This window comes from Limosilactobacillus avistercoris (genome assembly GCF_014836425.1).
Classification (GTDB): domain Bacteria; phylum Bacillota; class Bacilli; order Lactobacillales; family Lactobacillaceae; genus Limosilactobacillus; species Limosilactobacillus agrestimuris.
In genome coordinates this window covers 52,009-68,193 of sequence record NZ_JACSQW010000009.1, presented here as the reverse complement: position 1 = coordinate 68,193, position 16,185 = coordinate 52,009, and the positions used below count along the sequence as shown (strand labels likewise).

The window sequence follows — 16,185 nt, the reverse complement described above, 5'->3', positions numbered from 1 at the left end:
TAGTCGTCATCAGATGGTGATTTTTCACTATCGTAATACACGCTCAGGAAAAGTAATTGGCGATATTATCGGACAGGGCTATCCGGGCTTTATCATGTGTGATGGCTATGGCGGTTACAGTAATCGTTTATATCCCAATGCCCGATTTGGCTCGTGCTTAGTTCATATTCGTCGGGAGTTTATTCGAATCACTAAATTACTGAGTAAGAAGCAATTAAAGTATTCGAAAGCTCTCCATGCGGTAAAACTACTCGGGGCCGTTTTCCATAAGGAAAACGAATTAGTATATCAAACTGAAAAGGAAAAGCGGCAGCAAAGAATTACTCATGTGAAGCCGTTGCTTGATAGGTTTTACCAGTACTTGGGAAGTATCACTTCACCACAGGGCCGGCTGTGTGCAGCCATCAAGAATGCCTTAAAGCTTCGGACAAGAGTATATCGGATTTTTGAAAATGGACAAATCCCCCTAAGCAATAACTCGCTAGAAGGAGAGATCCGTTTTACAACCTTGGTTCGTAAGAACTGCTTGTTTGCGAAAAGCGTTCGTGGAGCTGAAGCCAATGCGATTTATTACACGTTAGTGGCAACAGCAAAAATTAATAAACTAAATGTATATAAGTATTTCAAATACCTGTTTGATCGACTACCCAACCAGAAAAGGAGCGACATTGAGGCTTTTTTACCGTGGGCAGAAGAAGTGCAACAAGTATGTCATAACTAGAGAAAGGGCGTGAACCGCAAAAAGCCGCGGCTCACGCCCTTTCATTTATTTTCAATACGTGTCGTTATTCGGTGCTTACGTTTGATCGACTACCCAACCAGAAAAGGAGCGACATTGAGGCTTTTTTACCATGGGCAGAAGAAGTGCAACAAGTATGTCATAACTAGAGAAGGGGCGTGAACCGCAAGAAGCCGCGGCTCACGCCTTTTCATTTTTTCAATACGTATCGTTATTGACTGCTTACAAAAAAGACTGGTTAGTAGTCTCGTTATCTAGTAATAATCTCATTTACAGAGAATTTACTAGTCCTACTAACCAGTCTTTATTACAATAATTACTATTTTCTAGCGACGCTTACGCAATTTCCGGAGTTTTTTAATCCGCTTTTGCTTATCTTTCTTCATCTTCCGAGCCATGTGACTCATTGCCATTTGACCTATCCGACCACCAGGCATTCCTGGCATCTGGCCACCAAATATATTTTGCATTCCGCTAAAGTTACCGTTCGTAACCTGCTTCATCATCTTCCGCATTTGGTTAAATTGCTTAATCATCCGGTTAACTTCAACGATTGGCCGACCAGCACCAGCAGCTAACCGACGACGACGACTTGGATTCATCAAATCTGGATTTTCCCGTTCTTCAGGAGTCATGGAGTAGATAATTGCCCGAATATGATCCAGCTGCTTAGGATCAAGGTTCAAATTCTTCAGAGCAGGATTATTCGCCATTCCCGGCATCATCTTAATAATATTTTCCAGTGGCCCCATCTTAGTCACTTGATCCATTTGGGATAAGAAGTCGTTGAAATCAAAGGTGTTTTCGCGCATCTTATCCATCGTTGCTTGGGCTTGTTCCTCATCGAAATCCTTCTGTGCTTTTTCGATCAGGGTCATCATGTCGCCCATCCCTAGGATCCGGGAAGCCATCCGGTCTGGGTGGAAGACATCAAGGTCGGTCATCTTTTCACCTTCACCGACAAACTTAATTGGCTTACCGGTAACAGCACGAATTGACATAGCAGCCCCACCACGTGTATCACCATCAAGCTTGGTCAATACAACCCCGGTAATATCAAGCTTGTCATCAAACCCTTGGGCAGTATTAACGGCATTTTGCCCCGTCATTGAGTCAATTACCAAGAGGATTTCATCAGGGTTAACGAGTTCCTTAATATTTGCTAACTCGTCCATTAATTGCTCATCGATCTGGAGACGACCAGCAGTATCAATGATTACGTAATCATTATGGTTCTGCTTAGCTACTTCCATCCCCTCACGAACAATTTCAACTGGATCAACGTCAGTTCCCTTTTCAAAGACCGGAACATCAATCTGGTCAGCAACCTGTTTTAACTGGGTAATAGCAGCTGGACGGTAAACATCGGCCGCGATAAAGAGTGGTCGTGCCTTATTTTCGTCCTTTAACCGAAGTGCTAATTTACCGGCTGTGGTAGTTTTACCAGCCCCCTGAAGACCAACCATCATAATTACGGTTGGAATATGGGCGGCCTTGTTCAGAGGGACTGCTTCTTCCCCCATCAATTGGGTTAATTCATCATTAACAATCTTAACAATTTGTTGGGCTGGATTTAATCCCTTAAGAACTTCCGCACCAGCAGCCTTTTCCCGAACCTTCTTTACAAAGTCCTTAACAACGGTGAAGTTAACATCGGCTTCAAGTAATGCTAGCCGAATTTCCCGCATTGTTTCACGAAGATCTGCTTCGGTAACCTTAGGCTTCCGCCGCAGCTTTTCCATCGCCTTTTGTAGGCGATCAGTTAATCCTTCAAATGCCATCTTCTATTCTTCCTCCAAATTCTCCAAATGACCCACAAGTTCATTCAACTGTCGATCATTTGGATAATGTTGTTTAACGTATCGCTGGATTTCGTCAGCTTGTTTATTCCGCACTTGAAATTCAGCATCCAAGTGTAGCTTGGCTTCGTAATCTTCCAAGATCTTTTCTGTTCGCTTGATATTATCATACACTGCTTGCCGACTTACGTGAAAGTTTTCAGCAATTTCACCAAGTGAGAAATCATCAGCGTAGTAAAGCTCAAGGTACTGGTTTTGTTTCTCCGTTAAGAGTGGTTGATAAAATTCAAACAGTGAATTAATTCGTTCATTCTTTTCAATTTCCATCAGTAAGCAAACCCCTTACTTAATTAACTTCAACCAAATCCTTGAATAAGCCATAAACGAACTCACTAGCGTCAAACTTCTGCAAATCGTCAACTTTTTCACCTAAGCCAACGTACTTAACTGGTAAGTGAAGATCATTTCGAATTGCCAAGACAATCCCCCCACGCGCTGTTCCGTCAAGCTTAGTAAGGACAATTCCCGTAACATCCGTACTTTCCTTAAATAACTTAGCCTGGTTAAGGGCATTTTGACCCGTAGTGGCGTCTAAGACAAGGAGAACTTCGTGTGGAGCATCGGAAATTTCACGCGTTAAGATTCGCTTCATCTTGGCCAATTCCTTCATCAAGTTGACCTTATTTTGTAACCGGCCGGCGGTATCAACAAAGAGGATGTCATAATTTTCCTTCTTTGCTTTTTGAACAGCATCAAAGACAACAGCCGCAGGATCACCTTTTTCTGGACCAGTAACGATGTCAACACCATCACGCTTAGCCCAGACATCTAATTGTTCGGTTGCCCCAGCACGGAAAGTATCAGCAGCGGCTAACAAGACTTTCTTTCCCTGTCCCTTAAAGAGGGCTGCCATCTTCCCAATTGTGGTTGTTTTCCCTGCACCGTTAACACCAACAAACATGATTACGGTTGGTCCTTCTTGAGCAAAGTTTAAATTAGCGTTTTCATCTTTACCGGCTTCGTCGTATAACTCCACCATCTTTTCGATAATAACGTTAGAAACATCCTGCTTGCTCTTAGCATTTTGTAGTTTTACTTCTTCACGTAACTCATCACTGAGCTTCATCGCCATATCGTAACCCACATCTGACTCAATTAACATATCTTCGAGGTCATCGAAGAAGTCTTCATCGACATGCCGGAAATTAGCTAAGAAGCGGTTTAACCGGGCACCAAATCCAGTCCGTGACTTTTCGAGTCCGTGATCATACTTTTTGGCTGTGCTTTCTTCCTCCGGTTCAGCGGGTTCTTCTGATGTGGCCACTTCTGCTGGTTCACTATCGGCTTCACTTACAGTTTCTGCAGGCTCGCTTTCTGCCTCACTTGTAACTTCAGAAGATTCAGTTGATTTAGTAATTGTTTCTACGACTTCTTCAGTTTCAACTTGCTCTGAGTCGGGTGTTGAGGAACTAATAGGCTCAGAATTATCACTTTCAGTGGTCTCTTCAGCTACCGTTGTAGTATCTTCTGTGCTTTCACTTTCTTCTGCAATTTGTTCAGTTGAAAGTGGTGAAGCAGCCGATTCAGAATCAAATTCAGAACTAGGCTCAGTACTTGGTTCAGCTGCGCTTTCTTCACTTGTCAGATTACCTTCCGCTTCCTTGCTATCTTCAGTTTCAGCTGACTCACTAAGATTACTTTGCGAGGCTACGTCAGCCTTATCGGTATCCTCTACATGCTCTTCAACTTGTTCCTCAGACTTTGGAGCTTGGCTTTCCCCTTTTTGCTTATCCTCGTGTTTCTTATGACGACGAAAAATATCAAATAGTCCCATAATCTACGCCTTCTTTCTAATCATTTGAACCATCTAATTTATCAATAACATCAACTGAAACCATCCGGGAAACCCCTGACTCCTGCATCGTAACCCCATAGAGGACATCTGCATTCATCATTGTTCCCTTACGGTGAGTAATCACAATAAATTGTGGACCATCATTGCCAAAGTGACTCAAGTAGTTAGCAAATCGCTGTACATTGACCTCATCTAAGGCTGCTTCAGGTTCATCCAAGATTGCGAATGGCATTGGGCGAACTTTCAAAATGGCAAACAAAAGGGTAATTGCCGTTAATGCTTTCTCCCCACCGGAAAGGAGACTCATTCGCTGGTTCTTCTTCCCTGGTGGCTGAGCCATAATATCAATTCCCGTTGCCAACAGGTCATGAGGCTCAGTCAGAACTAGTCGAGCATGACCACCCGCAAAAATTTGTTGGAAAGTTTGATCAAAGGCAGCAGAAACTTTTTTAAAGGTTTCATTAAACCGCGCTTTAACCTGCTGATCCATTTCACTCATCGTTTCATTTAACTGATCACGCGAAGCTAATAAGTCGGCTTGCTGTGATGATAAGAAATCATATCGTTCCTTAACCCGTTTATATTCAGCAATTGCCCCGGTATTAACCTCACCAAGGTCATCCAGTCCCCGTTTTAGTAATTTCAACTTAAGTTTTAGTTGATCATCTGGTAAATCACTAATATTTTCTCGGGCTTCACCAATTGTCATTGAGTATTGTGAACTCAAATGATTCAAATAATTATCCATTTGAGATTCCTGACGAACTCGCTGAGCATCCAGTTGGTTCCGTTCATTGGTTGCAGCTGCAAGCAATTCACGTAGCCGATCATGCTCAGTTTCAGCTGTTGTAACCTGTTCATCAAGCAACGCTAATTTTTCCTTTACTGTCGTCGATTGTTGCTTTGCGGATCCTAATTGTTGCTTAGCATCACGTAACGCCGATTCATTGGATTCATTATCTGCGTGGTTACTATTAATCTGTAAATTGAGTTGTTGGACCTGATCGTTAAGGTGCTCAATATTAATTTGAAGTGTTTGTTTCTCTTCTTGTAAATCATGCCGGCGACTCTTAACCTGTTGCAGCCGCTCCTTAGCAACCGCAATCCATTGTTCCATCTGATGAAGCTGCTGACTCTGTGCTGACTCATCGTTTTGTAATTGCTTAACCTGCTCTTGCAATTCAGTGATTTGCTGTTTGTTAGTATCAAATTGCTGCTGGGCATCTGCTAACTTCTGGTCATTATTGGTCAGCTGTTGTTCATAATCACCGTGTTGATCATCTTGACGTCCGGATTGGAATTCAAGTGCTGAAACTTGTCGTTCAAGTACCTGACGTTGACTTTGTAACACCTGCTCTTGACCACTTGCCGAATGAAGTTGTTCGGTTGCGTGATGAAGTTTTGATTGCAGATCCTGTAATTGTCCACCAACCGTTTTTTGATCTTCTTGCAATTGAGCAACCTGCTTTTCCAATTGGCGAGCAGTTGATTGTTCTTTAGCAAGAGCATCCTGAAGTTGGTTTGCTAATTGCTTTTGACTAAGGAGACCAATCCGTTGGTGACGGTTGGCACCCCCAGTCATTGCCCCACTGGCATTAATCAGTTGGCCATCAAGCGTTACAATTCTGACGTAGTGGTGACCGTGACGAGAAATTACCGTTGCGTGATCAAGATTATCGACAACAACTGTATTCTCCAAAAGATGTTGAGCAACAACTTCATACTTATCATCATACTTAATCAAGTCAGTTGCCCGACCAATATAACCGGGCAATGATTCTAATTGACTAAAAATTGTTGAAGATTGGCGATACTTTAACGTATCAAGAGGCAAGATTGTTACCCGTCCAGCCCGGCGGCGAACCAAATAATTAATGATTTGCTTGGCAGTTGATTGTTGATCAACTACCAACTGCTGCAACTGACTACCAAGAACCGTTTCAATCGCCGTAGTGTATTTTTCAGGGACATCAAGTAATTCGTTGACCGCCCCTTCAAGTCCGGTAAATTGCTGCCGTTGCTTAAGGACATTCTGAACACCTTGATAATACCCTGAATACTCTTCTTGCATTGATTGGTAATTTTTAATCCGTGACTGGAGTGAATGGACATCCCCCAGAGAACGGTACCATGAGCGCTGAGCTTCTTGGCATTTTTCTTGTAATTGGTCTTGTTGACTTTGTTGAGCCTCCAAGCGTTTTTGTAAGGTGGTAACTTGTTTTTGATAACTTTCAACTGTTTTTTGAGTAGCTTTTTCTTGACTCTTGACGTCATTTAGACGTTCACGAGCTGACTGAAGTTCTGCATTACTTTGCTGTTGCGCATTCATTGTCTGCTCATGGTTACTCTTTAGAAAGGCTTGTTGATTTTGAAGGGTTGTAATTTGTTGCATTAAATCAACTTGTGTCCCCCGAAGTTTTTCCAACTGAGCATTAACATGTTGAATCCTCTGACTGCTGCTCATTTGTTTTGCGGCAGTTAATTCAGCTTGGTGGGAGGAAATAGCCTCCTCTTGAGAATGAACCTGATCAGTGACCTGAGCTAAATGTTGACTAACTTCCGTTTGCTGATCCTGAAGTTTTTTAAGCTGTGCAGTTAACCGCTCACGTTCTTGAAGTTGTTGCTCACGCTTAATTGAAGAAACTGACTGCTGGTTCTGTAATTTCCCAATCATTTCAGTACTCGTCAAAATCTTTGCTTGGAGTTGATCCTTGCGTGATTGGAGGTTAGCTCGTTGCTCCTTTAGCTTATTCAAACTCGCTGTTGATTTTGTAAGTTGGGAACTGTAACCATCAACCATTCGTTGGTCATTTTCTAGTTTATCTTTTAAGCTCACAAGTGACTTATCTGTCTGATCATAAAGGCGCACGGTTTGGGTTCTGTCCAATAAATCATACTGCCCCTTTTGCTCTAGGTAATCCTCAGCAAGAGCACTCTCGTCAGCCAATGGTTCTAATTGGCTTGTTAATTCAGCAATAATATCATTAACCCGGTTCAGGTTATCCATTGTCGAACTAAGCCGTTTTTCTGCAGTATCCTTATTCTTTTTATACTTTGCAACCCCAGCAACCGTTTCAATAATTGAACGACGATCAGCCGGTTTACCGTTAAAGATTGCTTCAATTTGACCCTGAGAAATTACAGAAAATGATTCCCTTCCTAATCCAGAATCAATGAAGAGATCGGTAATATCTTTCAAGCGGACTTCCTGACCATTAACGAGGTACTCACTATCTCCATTCCGGTACAACTTTCGCGTAATGGTTAGTTCAGTAAAGTCACTTGCCAGGTAATGATCACTATTATCAAAAGTAATTGAAACAAGGGCACGGTTAAGTGGTTTCCGGTCAGTTGAGCCATTAAAAATAACGTCTGCCATCTTATCACCACGAAGCTGACGGGCAGATTGTTCACCCATTACCCAACGAATTGCCTCAATAATATTACTTTTACCGCTACCATTAGGACCAACGATTCCCGTCATTCCAGGTTTAAACTTAATTGTCGTCTTCTGAGCAAAGGACTTAAAACCATCCAATGTTAGAGATAATAATTGCATAATGCCTACTTACCTTCTTGACGCAACTTATTAAGGGCTTGGCTAGCAGCTTGCATTTCAGCATGCTTCTTTGATGAACCGATCCCCTCACCAATAACTTTACCATCAGCTGATACGTTAACCTTAAATTCAGGATCATTTTCGGTCCCTGATTCTTCCAAGAGGTGGTATTCAATCTCGACGTCACCATCACGTTGTAAGAATTCTTGGAGGCTAGTCTTGGCATCAACGGCATGATCAAACCACCCCATATCAAGTTTAGGGAAAATAACGCGCCGGACAAACTTTTCCACGGCAGGACGTCCTTGATCTAAGTAAAGGGCACCCACGAAGGATTCAAAAATATCACAAAGTAGTCCTGGACGTTGTCGCGCACCAGCCATTTCTTCACCATGACCAAGGCGGATGTACTGATCAAAGTGGCATTCCTTAGCAAACTTAGAAAAACTATCTTCACATACCATCGCTGCCCGCAGACGGGTTAGCTTTCCTTGGGGTAATTCTGGGAATCGTTTGTAAATATATTCAGAAACAACTAATTCCAACACGGCATCGCCAAGAAATTCAATCCGTTCATAGAATTTGAGTCCCTGATGAGGATGTTCATTAACGTATGAGGCCTGAGTAAATGCTTCCGCAAGTAAATCAGGATTGTCGAAGTAAATATCAAATTCCTTGGCCAAGTAGTCTTGTAAATCCTTAATAGTAAAAACTTCCTTTCTCTTAGTTAAAGATGCGAAAAAAGCCGCGACAAAGTACAAGCCTTCATCACGGACCTCCAAGAGCTATTAATCAGCAGTATGTTCGGCAATGTAGTTAACTACTTCACCAATTGTACTTAACTTTTCAGCATCTTCATCATCAATCTCTTCGCCGAACGTATCTTCCAATTCAAGAACAAATTCAACAAAGTCAATTGAATCAGCATCTAAATCTGTCTTCAAATTTAATTCATCGGTAATTTTTGCCCGATCAACATCAAAGTGATCAGCAACAATTTCTGAAACCTTATTAAAGATTTCTTGCTTTTTATCTTCAGCCATTGACTGTTACCTCTCTTTATTAGTTCGCTACTATTTTAGGCGTTTTTTGCCTTCTTGTCTACTCATTGTTTTGGTTGAAAAATTCAACCGTTTTATCTACGACCCCGGTTTTAATCATTGTACGGATTTGACTAATAGTATTCTTGACTGCAGTCGCGTCTGATGAACCATGAGTCTTTACCACAGGTGCCTTTAGTCCAAGAAGAACAGCCCCACCATATGTTGACGTATTCATCTTTTGACCAATCCGGTGGAAAACAGGCTTAAGCATTAAGTAACCGAGCTTAGCACGAAGGCCACCATTTAAGATTCCGTCCTTAATTAAGGTCAGCATCATTTTAGCAGTTCCTTCAGTTGCCTTTAAAGCAGCATTAGCGGTCCAGCCATCACTGACAACTACATCTGCCTTACCAAAGAGAAGGTCGCCAGATTCAATATTCCCAATAAAATTGAGGCCTTCTTCAGCATTTAAGAGTTGCCAAACTGCTTTATGTAGTTTATCACCCTTATCTTCTTCAGCACCATTGTTAAGAAGCGCAACTCGTGGATTAGCAACGCCAAGAACTTTTTCTGCATAAAACTTACCCAGGTAAGCAAATTGAACTAAATTTTTCTCCTTGCTTTCAGCGTTAGCACCACTATCAAGGTAAACAAAGTTTTGTTGTTTGGCACCCGGCTTAGTAATTGGCAGGATACTTGTTAATCCAGGACGATCAATTCCTCGAATTCGACCAACAATAAAGATTCCGGCAGCAAGGACTGCCCCAGTATTACCAGCAGAGAAGAAGGCATCAGCATCCCCCTCCTTAACCGCATTAGCAGCACGGACAATTGATGAGTCCTTCTTCTTCCGGATGGCACGAACAGGTTCTTCACCCATTGCAATCTCTTCAGTTGTTTTTACAATATTCAAACGCTCATGATTCTTAATCATTGACGTAAACTTATCTGGATCACCATAAAGATCGAAGGTCAGATCAGGATACAGATCCCGCGCTTCTTCAACTCCTTCAATAATCGCTTGGGGAGCATTATCGCCACCCATTGCATCAACAGCAATTTTCATTAACATTAACCTCCTAGTCAAAGTGTGTTTCGAGTTGGTTTCGTTTCAAATAAAGGACAAGTGGTAAATTATCGTCAACCTGATCCCAATGAGGGGTCGCCAGCAGGTTAGTTGCATCTTCCTTAGCAATTTGTAAAATCTTCAAATCACCAATTGGATCACCAACCTTAAAATCAGGAACCCCTGACTGTTTTGCACCAAGGACGTCTCCTGCTCCACGAAGTTCAAGATCTCGTTGGGCTACTTTAAAGCCATCAGTCGTGGCAACCATTGTTTTCATTCTTTCTGTTCCCTCATCTGTTTTGGGATCAGCAATTAACAAACAGTAACTTTGCCGTTCTCCTCGACCTACCCGACCTCGTAACTGGTGTAACTGAGCCAGACCAAAACGATCAGCATTATAAATTATCATTACCGTTGCATTTGGATTATCAACACCAACTTCTACAACCGTTGTCGAGACAAGAACTTGGATTTTACCGTCCTGAAAATCCTTCATTACCGCATCCTTTTCATCCCCACTTAAGCGACCATGAAGAAGGCCGACATTGTAGTCGGGATGGAAGTAATCGGCTAACCGTTGGTAAAGATCGGTTGCATTTTGAACATCAAGTGCCTCAGATTCCTCAATCAGGGGACTAACAACGTATGCCTGTGCACCACTTGCCAACTGTTCACGAAGGAATTTTAACGCATCATTACTTTGTTTATCCTTTAGCCACCGTGTTTCAATTGGCTTACGCCCAGCAGGCAACTCATCAATTACCGAAACATCCATTTCACCATAGGACGTGATCGCTAAAGTCCGTGGTATTGGGGTTGCTGTCATTGCAAGGACATCTGGATGCTCTCCCTTTTCTCGTAATTGCTGACGCTGGTTAACTCCAAAACGGTGTTGTTCGTCTGTAATTACCAAACCGAGGTTAGCGTATTCTACGTCTTCTTGAATCAAAGCATGCGTTCCAATGATTAAGTTGATCTCGCCTTTTTTGATCGCATTAACTAATTCACGATGTTGTTTAGCAGTTAATGAACCAGTAAGTAAGCCAACATGAACATGGGTACCAGCAAAAACCTTCGCTAGTTTTTCTGCATGTTGAGTTGCTAAAATTTCAGTAGGAGCCATTAGTGCAGCTTGGTAACCAGCCGTAATCGTGGCATAAATTGCAATCGCCGCAACAATCGTTTTTCCAGAACCAACATCTCCTTGGAGGAGGCGGTTCATTTGAATTGGCTGACGTAAATCACGACAAATCTCATTAACAACCTTCTTTTGAGCATTAGTCAGTTCAAACGGGAGCTGTGAAATAAACTTTTTTAGTTCATCGTTATGATATAGGATCCGCGTTCCATCCTCTTGTCGGTGCGCCCTTCTAATTGCTTGAAGTCGTAGCTGAAAGAGGAAGAACTCCTCGTAAGTCGCCGTACGTCTAGCCGCCTTAGCAAGAGCTTGATTTTCCGGAAAGTGAAGATCCTTAATCATTTCACGTCGATCCATCAACCGGTAACGTTGACGAAACGTAGTCGGAAGTAAGGTCGGGATCACCCGCTGGTAATCTTCGTATGCCTGACGAATCAATGATCGCAAAGTACTCTGCCGAAGATGTTTATTTACCGGATATACTGCTCCAAACTCATTCTCTGGCGTGCCCGTAGTAGTAACTAGCTTTGTCCCGGTTACTTGTTGACGAGTAGCATCCCATTTCCCCATTACGGTTACCGGACGTTCCAATTCAATCTGCTTTTTCAAATATGGCTGGTTAAAAAAGGTTGCCATAATCACTTGTTGACCAACTTTTAACCGGAAGCTTAACCGGTTACGCCGGTATCCAAAACGACTAAATAATGGTTCAGAAACAATTTTTCCTTTAACGGTTACTTTTTGTTTATCTTTAACCGTACTCAAGTCATTTGGCGTAAAGTCGTCATACCTAGTTGGGTAGTACGTTAGCAAATCTTCAATCGTATCAATATTTAAAGTTGCTAGATCCGCAACCCGTTTGGGACCAACTCCCTTTAGTACTGAAACTGGGTCCTGAAGACTCTTCATCATCCTACCCTCCTACTTTAAAAAGAGCCGGATGGGCATCAGGTAACTGGTGTTCTACATCCAACTCCATAATTAATTTAAATTATTCAACGGAAATCAAGTATGGATATACTGGTTGGTCACCTTCATAAATTTCGGTTTCCAATTCATCATCCATTTCTTCAACAGCAGCTTTAATCTCTTCTGCTGTTTCCTTATCACCATCTTGTCCGTAAAGGATTGTTACAATTTCACTGTCTTCATCAAGCATTGCTTTAACCATCTTAATTGCAGCTTCTTTAAGATCAGGATCAGTATCAACGATCTTACCATCAACAATTCCCATAAAGTCATCCTTCTTAATTGATTGACCATCAATTTCAGTATCACGGATAGCATTGGTTACCTCACCGCTCTTAACAGTTGAAAGATTTGCTTCCATACGCTTTTGATTATCTTTTAGAGATGCTTCTGGGTTGTATTCAAGAAGAGCTGTCATTGCTTGAGGGATAGTCTTACTGTGGACAATCTCAGTGGGAATATCCGCAATTTCAGCAGCCTGTTCAGCGGCCATAAAGATATTACCATTATTAGGTAAAATGATTGCTTGCTTAGCCTCACTACTATTGATTGCATCCGCAATGTCTTGGATACTTGGGTTCATCGTCTGTCCACCCTTAATAATGTGAGTAACCCCAAGACTCTTGAGTAACTTGGCAATTCCATCACCTGATGTTACTGCAATTACTGCAGTTTCAGGTTTTGGCTTAGCAGATTCGCGGGCCTTTTCAATTGGCGTTTCTGAACGTTCTGCTTCTTCTTCATCATGTTCCATGATTTCTTCTTGTTGCCAAACCATGTTATGAATTTCAATGGTTTGAAGATCACCAAATTGCTGACCCCAAGATAATACTTTACCAGGGTGTTCAGTGTGAACGTGAACCCGGACAACAGAATCATCATTCAAGACGAGTAAGCTATCACCCATTTTAGCAAGGTAGTTGTAGAAAGTATCATAATCAAACTCTTGCTTAACTTGCTTACCCTTCCCAAGACGAACAAGCATCTGGGTACAATAAGTATATTGAATATCTTCAGGATTTAACTTTCCTTGAACGCTTTGGTGGTCCATTGCCTTAACCATCTCATCGACTTCAGCGTTATCAGGCTTATAGCTATCATCCTTATCAACTTTACCGCTTAATGCTTCATCAAAAGCTTGCAGAACACAAACAAGGCCTTGACCACCAGAATCAACAACGCCAACTTGCTTTAAAACAGGTAATAGTTCAGGAGTCTTCTTTAAAGCAACTGTTGATGATTCATAAATCGTATGCATAATTTCAACAACATCATCAGTTTCTTTAGCCTTTTCCAAACCAGCTTGAGCAGACTCACGAACAACTGTTAAGATCGTTCCTTCGGTTGGCTTCATTACGGCCTTGTATGCTACTTTAGCACCGTTAGCGTAGGCATCGGCAAAATCCTGAGCATTGAGAACATCTTTCCCTTCAGCTCCCTTAGCAAAGCCACGAAAAATTTGGGAAAGAATAACTCCAGAATTTCCCCGGGCACCCATTAACAAGCCTTTAGCTAATGCAGCAGCAAGGTCGCCAACTTGGGTACTATTTGCATTACGTTCATATTTGGCACCGCTTGCCATAGAAGACGTCATATTTGTCCCTGTATCCCCATCCGGAACCGGGAACACATTTAATGAATTGATAAATTCAGCATTCTTGCTCAGCTTACTAGCAGCAGCTTGAACCATCTTGCCAAATTCAAGATTCGTAATTTCAGTTACAGCCAATTATCTTTCCTCCTAGTAACGCAAATTAATCGTCAAGTGACCGAACACCTTGAACACAGACATTAACTGAGTTTGCTGTAATGCCAAGCATTGATTCAAGGTTATATTTTACCTTTGATTGAACACTCTTTGAGACCTCAGAGATCTTAGTGCCATAGCCAACGATGATATTAACATCAATAGCAACACCGTTATCTTGTTGACGAACGACAACTCCACGACTGAAGTTTTCCCGGCGTAGAATTTGGTTAACACCGTCCCGTAATGGATTCCGTGCTGCCATTCCAACTACACCATAGTTATCAGTAGCAGCGCCACCAACAACTGCTGAAATTACGTCATTATCGATATCGATTATTCCAGATTGTGTTTTAATTTTAACCGCCATTATATGGCCTCCTTATTTTGGTCAATCAATGCCCATTAAAAAATAAGCATTTTCAGCAATCATACTGTTAAAAACTCATATTAATAATACCATAGCAGACGAAATGAAAAAAGTCGTCTGGTTAATGATAGTTAAGGGCATATACTATTTTTTAAATAAAAAATAAGTCGTTCAAAACTGAACGACCATATTTTTTGATTTAATTAAACCCGAGTCACTTTACCGGACTTCAGTGTACGTGCTGAAACGTAAACCTTCTTAGGCTTGCCGTTAACCAAAATGGTTACCTTTTGCAAGTTAGGCTTCCAGCTACGACGACTTGAGTTAAGGGCGTGAGAACGCTTGTTACCAAAGCGTGTCCGTTTACCGTTGATAAAATCTTTAGCCATTGGTGGTACCCTCCTCTTCTCATCTATGTTTTTTCGTTTTTACGCATCTGCGCTATAACTCACTTAAACAATTTACCATAGGCTGGGTGACAATGCAATAGTTTTCTTTCAAGTAAATTTCCTTGACAGGCTATTTAGCTACCAGATCACGTGACTTAATGACGGCTACTATCCCAGACTTAAAGCTGAAATGATTTCGTTCACCATTAAATTCATTGCTCGACCAACAGAAAGGAATTGTTGAATTCCAATCATTCAATGGATATTTTTCATCAACTAACGTCAAACCGACCACTGGAGTTAAGTTAACAAATGCTAAATATTTAAAACCAGGTTGAATACTAAGTTCATATTTTCCCGGCAAATAGTAATCAACAATGTTTTGATTATCAATAAACTGAATTTTTTCAAGGTAGTCGTGAAACTCTTCTTCTAACGGTAAAAAAAGATTGCTTAAATATTGATCTAGCCGACCACCAGTGGCCCCAAAAATTGAGATCTTATCCGGGTGGTAAAGTTCAATTGCGTTCTTTACACCAAGTTGGGTATCAGTATAGTCTTTTTCTGGCGGAAATAGCCGAATGTTATTAATCATCTTTCTTACTCGTTTAAATTGCTGATCATTTGTCGAGTCAAAGTCACCGATCGCAGCTACCGGAATTATTCCTTCTTTAAGGAGACGAGTTGCCCCAATATCGACACCCAGCCATTTTTCGTTTTTACGAGCCCGAACTTCCTCTAAGGGAATTAACTCATTCGGTCCCCCTACCATAATATTTACTCGCATTGACCTCTCCTTAAAAGAAAAGCACCGTTGACTAAAATGTCACCCGATGCTTTTACTAGTTTATTTAGTTGCATCCTTTAATGCTTGAATCCGTTCAGCAGGATCATCAGCGTTATAAACGTATGAACCAGCAACTGCTACTGTTGCTCCAGCCTTATAACAATCAACAACGGTTTGGTTATTTACCCCACCGTCAATTTCAATATCGAAATTGTAACCCTTATTCTTCTTAATCTGGTTAAGTTTAGCAATCTTTTCAACAGTCTCAGGAAGGAACTTTTGACCACCGAATCCTGGATTAACAGTCATTACTAAGACTTGGTCAACCATATGTAAAACCGGTTCAATCATCGCTATAGGCGTACCCGGATTAATGACAACTTCTGCCTTTACTCCACCATTCTTAATAATTTGTAGTGCCCGATGAATATGTTGGGTTGCTTCTACCTGCACCCCAATAATATCGGCACCAGCATCAATAAATGCAGGTAAAATATGCTCAGGGTTTTGAACCATTAGGTGACAGTCAAGAACCATCTTTGTAATTGGACGAATTGCCTTTACAAAGCCGGGTCCATAAGAAATACTTGGTACAAATGAACCGTCCATTACATCGATGTGGAGGTATTCAGCACCAGCTTTGTCTACCTTTTCAATATCCTTTTGTAAGTTAACATAATCAGCACTGAGAATCGAAGGTGCTACTTTAATCATTTTATAA

At 41.5% G+C, this 16,185-nt stretch carries 14 protein-coding genes; 1 reads left to right on the top strand and 13 read right to left on the bottom strand.

What is annotated here, in order from left to right; all coding sequences use genetic code 11:
- Window positions 1-721, top strand: a 721-nt coding sequence (locus H9564_RS04820) for an IS66 family transposase (RefSeq protein WP_191684384.1), incomplete at its 5' end; no start/stop codon positions are given.
- Window positions 722-1,065: 344 nt separating this feature from the next.
- On the opposite strand, the gene ffh is transcribed toward H9564_RS04820, so the two are convergent.
- From ffh to rpe, 13 genes are all read right to left on the bottom strand, one after another.
- Window positions 1,066-2,520: a signal recognition particle protein gene (ffh, locus tag H9564_RS04815; RefSeq protein WP_191684383.1), complete on the bottom strand. Its 1,455-nt coding sequence runs from the start codon at window positions 2,518-2,520 to the stop codon at window positions 1,066-1,068.
- 3 nt (window positions 2,521-2,523) lie between these two features.
- Complete coding sequence (locus tag H9564_RS04810) at window positions 2,524-2,865, bottom strand: putative DNA-binding protein (protein WP_191684382.1); 342 nt, start codon at window positions 2,863-2,865, stop codon at window positions 2,524-2,526.
- A 19-nt stretch (window positions 2,866-2,884) separates the two neighbouring features.
- Complete coding sequence (ftsY, locus tag H9564_RS04805; protein ID WP_191684381.1) at window positions 2,885-4,372, bottom strand: signal recognition particle-docking protein FtsY; 1,488 nt, start codon at window positions 4,370-4,372, stop codon at window positions 2,885-2,887.
- Window positions 4,373-4,388: 16 nt separating this feature from the next.
- Window positions 4,389-7,952 carry a chromosome segregation protein SMC gene (gene smc / locus H9564_RS04800; RefSeq protein WP_191684380.1) on the bottom strand — a complete coding sequence of 1,188 codons (3,564 nt, stop codon included), beginning with the start codon at window positions 7,950-7,952 and terminating at the stop codon, window positions 4,389-4,391.
- Window positions 7,953-7,957: 5 nt separating this feature from the next.
- Window positions 7,958-8,656 carry a ribonuclease III gene (gene rnc / locus H9564_RS04795; protein WP_191684388.1) on the bottom strand — a complete coding sequence of 233 codons (699 nt, stop codon included), beginning with the start codon at window positions 8,654-8,656 and terminating at the stop codon, window positions 7,958-7,960.
- 84 nt (window positions 8,657-8,740) lie between these two features.
- Window positions 8,741-8,995 carry an acyl carrier protein gene (acpP, locus tag H9564_RS04790; RefSeq protein WP_191684379.1) on the bottom strand — a complete coding sequence of 85 codons (255 nt, stop codon included), beginning with the start codon at window positions 8,993-8,995 and terminating at the stop codon, window positions 8,741-8,743.
- Between the two features lie 58 nt (window positions 8,996-9,053).
- Window positions 9,054-10,061: a phosphate acyltransferase PlsX gene (gene plsX / locus H9564_RS04785; RefSeq protein WP_191684378.1), complete on the bottom strand. Its 1,008-nt coding sequence runs from the start codon at window positions 10,059-10,061 to the stop codon at window positions 9,054-9,056.
- Window positions 10,062-10,074: 13 nt separating this feature from the next.
- On the bottom strand, window positions 10,075-12,111 hold the full coding sequence (gene recG, locus H9564_RS04780) for an ATP-dependent DNA helicase RecG (protein ID WP_191684387.1): 2,037 nt from the start codon (window positions 12,109-12,111) through the stop codon (window positions 10,075-10,077).
- Window positions 12,112-12,193: 82 nt separating this feature from the next.
- On the bottom strand, window positions 12,194-13,900 hold the full coding sequence (locus H9564_RS04775) for a DAK2 domain-containing protein (RefSeq protein WP_191684377.1): 1,707 nt from the start codon (window positions 13,898-13,900) through the stop codon (window positions 12,194-12,196).
- Window positions 13,901-13,925: 25 nt separating this feature from the next.
- Window positions 13,926-14,288 (bottom strand): Asp23/Gls24 family envelope stress response protein, encoded by a 363-nt coding sequence (locus H9564_RS04770; protein ID WP_182583333.1) that lies wholly within the window; start codon window positions 14,286-14,288, stop codon window positions 13,926-13,928.
- Between the two features lie 203 nt (window positions 14,289-14,491).
- Window positions 14,492-14,677: a 50S ribosomal protein L28 gene (gene rpmB / locus H9564_RS04765; protein ID WP_003713527.1), complete on the bottom strand. Its 186-nt coding sequence runs from the start codon at window positions 14,675-14,677 to the stop codon at window positions 14,492-14,494.
- A gap of 130 nt (window positions 14,678-14,807) precedes the next feature.
- The gene (locus tag H9564_RS04760) at window positions 14,808-15,464 is read right to left on the bottom strand and encodes a thiamine diphosphokinase (RefSeq protein ID WP_191684376.1); all 657 of its coding nucleotides are present in this window, start codon (window positions 15,462-15,464) and stop codon (window positions 14,808-14,810) included.
- 60 nt (window positions 15,465-15,524) lie between these two features.
- Window positions 15,525-16,178: a ribulose-phosphate 3-epimerase gene (gene rpe, locus H9564_RS04755; protein ID WP_191684375.1), complete on the bottom strand. Its 654-nt coding sequence runs from the start codon at window positions 16,176-16,178 to the stop codon at window positions 15,525-15,527.
- Window positions 16,179-16,185: the final 7 nt, after the last annotated feature.